This is a genomic window from Microbacterium sp. (genome assembly GCF_049661145.1).
Taxonomy (GTDB): Bacteria; Actinomycetota; Actinomycetes; order Actinomycetales; family Microbacteriaceae; genus Microbacterium.
Window position 1 is genome coordinate 1 of record NZ_JBASZT010000367.1, and the last position, 3,523, is coordinate 3,523.

Annotated in this window: 4 protein-coding genes and 1 pseudogene; 1 reads left to right on the forward strand and 4 read right to left on the reverse strand. The window is 70.0% G+C overall.

Annotated elements, in window-relative coordinates:
* Window positions 1-180: 180 nt before the first annotated feature.
* Window positions 181-1,167, reverse strand: coding sequence for an SseB family protein (locus WBP48_RS15130; RefSeq protein WP_424441581.1), 987 nt, complete (start codon window positions 1,165-1,167; stop codon window positions 181-183).
* Window positions 1,168-1,220: 53 nt separating this feature from the next.
* Entirely contained in the window at window positions 1,221-1,637 is a 417-nt protein-coding gene (locus WBP48_RS15135; protein ID WP_424441582.1) for a hypothetical protein, read from the reverse strand.
* A 74-nt stretch (window positions 1,638-1,711) separates the two neighbouring features.
* Here WBP48_RS15135 and WBP48_RS15140 point away from each other — a divergent pair, with 74 nt between their 5' ends.
* Entirely contained in the window at window positions 1,712-2,317 is a 606-nt protein-coding gene (locus WBP48_RS15140; RefSeq protein ID WP_424441583.1) for a MerR family transcriptional regulator, read from the forward strand.
* Between the two features lie 208 nt (window positions 2,318-2,525).
* On the opposite strand, the gene WBP48_RS15145 is transcribed toward WBP48_RS15140, so the two are convergent.
* A complete protein-coding gene (locus WBP48_RS15145) occupies window positions 2,526-3,080 on the reverse strand; it encodes a Uma2 family endonuclease (protein ID WP_424441584.1) in 555 nt (184 codons plus the stop codon).
* Window positions 3,081-3,185: 105 nt separating this feature from the next.
* A pseudogene (locus tag WBP48_RS15150) lies at window positions 3,186-3,523 on the reverse strand (ATP-dependent DNA helicase PcrA); the annotation flags it as partial.

Sequence of the window (3,523 nt, forward strand, 5' to 3'; positions counted from 1 at the left end):
GGCCGGGGCACCGCCGCACGCGCACCCCAGAGGCGCCGGAACGCGGGTCAGCGCCCACAGCACCCGCACAGCTTTTCAGTGGCGCTGCCGCGCCGTGGGGCGGGAAAGTCTGAGTCGCGTCACGAGGACTTTCGCGTCCGTGACGCCTCCGAACCGCGGGACGCGCACCCCGTTCGTCGGTCAGTCGGCGAGCGCGAGGAGCTGTGCGAGGGCGTCGCGATCGAGTTCGAACCAGGGACCGCCGGGGTCGACGACGACGCCGGTGAGCGCGGCCTCCGAGGCGATCGCCTTCGCGAGCTGTTCCGGACGCAGCGGCAGCGGCCGGTCACCGCGGCCGAGGGCGAGGACTTCGAGCGGGTGGGAGAAGACTTCGAGCCGGCGACGACCGTCGGGAGTTTGGGCCTGGGCCAGTCCCATGCGGCCCTCGGCATCCGTTCCGCCGGCGACCCACACGGGTACCCGCGTGAGTGCTTCGACGATCTGCGAAGCCGTCTGGTCGCTGCGCGCGCCGGCCAGGAGAGCTTTCAGGACGAGGCCCGGCTCCCCCTCTTTGAGCGCCTTGTCGATCAGCGGAACGGGCAGAATCAGCCGTGCGCCGGAACTCGCGTGATCGAGGTACACCCCGTCGTACCCGCCGGCGACGGCGCCACGCAGCACGGATGCCGCAGGCTGTCCGATCGCCGAGGTCGCCGCAGCCGCCTCGGCTCGGGCGCTCTGCTGCAGCGCGGCACCGCCGGTGAAGGCGAGGAGGAAACGCTTGTCCTCGCGGGTCGCGATGGCGAGATTGAGCGGCTGGCCTGCGGCGAGGAGAGCCTGCGCGTCGCCCTGCGCCCGCACGTAGAGCTGACCCTGCAGCGTCTGCCGCATGACGTTCATGACGTCGGTGCTCTGCGGCTTTTCAGGCAAGGCGGCGAGTGCCGCCTTCAGCACGACGTTGTCGACGACGCCCGGGACGCTCTGCGTCGCCGGAGGTGCGACAGCAGCCGGCCGCGGGGGCGGCGACGGGGCACGCTGCGGGGGCGGTGCGCCGAACGTGGAGACCGAGATGCCGACGTACGGCACCTGCTCGGCATCCGCCAACGCCTCGGTATCCGCCTGCTCCACTTCGTCGTCCGGCGCGGGGTCGCGCGACTTCTCGGGCTTTCCCCGACGGGAGAACAGTGCCATGGTTCGAGCCTAAGCGAGGGTTCCGTTGCAGCGGACCGGGGCGGCACCCGGCATCAGCCCAGCGCGGTCACGCCTCCGACGATCACGCCGACCGCTGCGGTGGCGAGCGAGCCGGCCAGCACGACGACTCCCGCCCACAGCAGTGCCAGCAGCCGGCCTGGCCGCTTCGGGTCGGGACCGAGCACCGACAGGAAGAAGCCCGCCGGGATCAGGAGCGCGCTCGCCAGCACGCCCACTCCTGCCCACTGCCACGGCGCGGGGGCTCCAGAAGCGACCGTGACCAGGATGACGACGAGGCCCAGGATGACGAGGACGCCCGCGTGCGCGTGCCCGGCGCGGAAGAACGTCTTCTGCAGCGCGTTGAACGTCAGTCCTTTCGCGTGGATGCGGAGGAGGAACGTCCCGCCCGACATGATGCCGATGACCGTGAGCAGGGTCGCGCCGGCGACGATGGAGATGATCGGATCCATGACTCACTCCTTTAGATAGTTGGACTCTCCAATACTAGATAGTTATGCTATCCAAAACAAGAGGAGACAATCGGATGCTGATCTCCGACCTGTCCGAGCGCAGCGGTGTGCCGGTCGCAACCGTGAAGTACTACCTGCGCGAGGGGATGCTGCCCAGAGGGCGAACCGTCTCAGCCACCCGCGCCGAGTATGGCGACGACCATCTGGCCCGGCTGCGCGTCATCGGCGCGCTGGCGGACGTGCGAGGGCTGCCGCTCGCGCGGATCCGAGACATCCTCGCGCTCATCGATCACCCCGATGCGGCCGATCCCGTGGAGACGCTGGGGCGTGCGGTCGCGGCCCTGCCCCCGTATGTCGAGCCGGCGGGGGAGCATCCGCGTGCCCGCGCCGCGATCGCGGCGCTCGGGCTGACCTACGATCCGGACTACGTCGCCGTCGCCCAGCTGGATGAGGCGCTGCGCGCCCTCGAAGCGGCGGGACTCGATGACGCTCCGGCCACGATCGTCCGCTACAGCCGGGCGATGCACGAGGTCACGGTCGCCGAGATCGCGCCGATCGCCGAGATGCCGTTGGAGGATGCCGTGCCCTACGCGGTCCTCGGCACCGCGTTGTACGAACCGCTCATGCTCGCTCTGCGACGACTGTGGCACCACCACCTGCTCGTGACGCCAGCGGGCTGACGCTCACCTAACTCGAAAGTCCCCGAGGCAGACTTTCTCACCCCACGGCGCGGCAGCGCCACTGAAAAGCTGACGCGGGTCGCGTCCCGCACTCCTCCATATCCGCGGGGCTCATCTTGGCTGGGCCCGAAATCACGCGGGCGCCAGGCGCGCGAGCCGGCGACTTGGAGGAGTTCGGGGCGTGGCGGGAGACCCACCACACAGCCGGTCAGCCGACAAGCGCTGTGGACACGAGCCGCACGGGGAGCGGCGCCTCGACGGCGAACTCCTCGTCGCCCACCGCGCGGGTCGCCTGTCGGTAGCGGCCGTCGACGAGGTCCCATGCCGTGATCGACGGTTCGTCCGGGTCGACGACCCAGTAGTGCTGGCAACCGGCACGCTCCAGACGATCCTTCTTCAGCAACAGGTCGATGCCCCTCGTCGATGGGGAGAGGATCTCGACGGCAAGCAGCGGAGCGGCCGGAAGATCCTTCTCGGTGAAGTCCGCGCGTGGTGCGACGAGCACGTCGGGCTGCATCACCGTGCTGTCGGAGAGCACGACGTCCACGGGCGCGACGAGCACCACGAGGCCATCCGCGCGTGCGTCGTCAAGCACGCGGAAGAGACGCACGAGCACCACCTGATGCCGGATGCGCGGCGCCGGAGTCACGATGAGCGCCCCGTCGATGAGTTCGTACCGGTGTCCGTCATCAGGCAGGGCGTCCAGATCGGCGCGCGTGAGATCCCGCCCGTAGGGCAGGAACGTCGGCGCTTCTGCGGTCATGACAGTCATGGTAACCGGCCCCCTCGCTCATGGCACCCAGTCTGCGACGGCCACAGGCGGCGCAGCGCACTCCGACCACAACTGTGGATGACTCGCCGCGCCGCGCTACAGCTTCTGAATCGGCGCGACCTTGATGAGGAGCTTCTTCGGCCCCGCGGCATCGAAGCGCACGTGCGCGACGCGCTTGGCGCCCTCGCCGGTCACCTGTTCGACACGGCCGTCACCGAAGTCGTCGTGACGGATGCGGTCGCCCGCCGTCAGTTCCAGGTCGCTATTGTCGCGGACCTTCGCGGGGATGCGGTTGGCGAATCTCGTGATGTCACCCGCTGGTTTCTCCCGCCGCGGCAGGGGCACGAGGTCGTCCCCGTACCGCGACCCGCCCCCGCGCGACCCCCCGCCGGACCCACCGCGCGAACCGCCGGAGCCCCCAAGCCCCCCAGGCC